Raw genomic sequence first — 716 nt, 5'->3', positions numbered from 1 at the left:
CGCCGAAACAGCTTCGGCGTTGTAAGGTTAAGCCTCACGGTTCATTAGTATCGGTTAGCTCAACGCATCGCTGCGCTTACACACCCGACCTATCAACGTCGTAGTCTTCAACGTTCCTTCAGGACCCTTAAAGGGTCAGGGAGAACTCATCTCGGGGCAAGTTTCGTGCTTAGATGCTTTCAGCACTTATCTTTTCCGCATTTAGCTACCGGGCAGTGCCATTGGCATGACAACCCGAACACCAGTGATGCGTCCACTCCGGTCCTCTCGTACTAGGAGCAGCCCCCCTCAATTCTCCAGCGCCCACGGCAGATAGGGACCGAACTGTCTCACGACGTTCTAAACCCAGCTCGCGTACCACTTTAAATGGCGAACAGCCATACCCTTGGGACCTACTTCAGCCCCAGGATGTGATGAGCCGACATCGAGGTGCCAAACACCGCCGTCGATATGAACTCTTGGGCGGTATCAGCCTGTTATCCCCGGAGTACCTTTTATCCGTTGAGCGATGGCCCTTCCATTCAGAACCACCGGATCACTATGACCTGCTTTCGCACCTGCTCGAGCCGTCACTCTCGCAGTCAAGCTAGCTTATGCCATTGCACTAACCTCCTGATGTCCGACCAGGATTAGCTAACCTTCGTGCTCCTCCGTTACTCTTTGGGAGGAGACCGCCCCAGTCAAACTACCCACCAGACACTGTCCGCAACCCGGAT

Annotated in this window: 1 rRNA gene; it reads right to left on the bottom strand. The window is 54.5% G+C overall.

What is annotated here, in order from left to right:
- Positions 1-23: 23 nt before the first annotated feature.
- Positions 24-716, bottom strand: a 23S ribosomal RNA gene (locus tag SPH27_RS23035); the annotation flags it as partial.

It is taken from the genome of Enterobacter sp. A103 (assembly GCF_034427535.1).
Taxonomy (GTDB): Bacteria; Pseudomonadota; Gammaproteobacteria; order Enterobacterales; family Enterobacteriaceae; genus Enterobacter; species Enterobacter asburiae_B.
The sequence above is the reverse complement of the archived record's forward strand: the minus strand, read 5'-3'. Positions and strand labels throughout refer to the sequence as shown.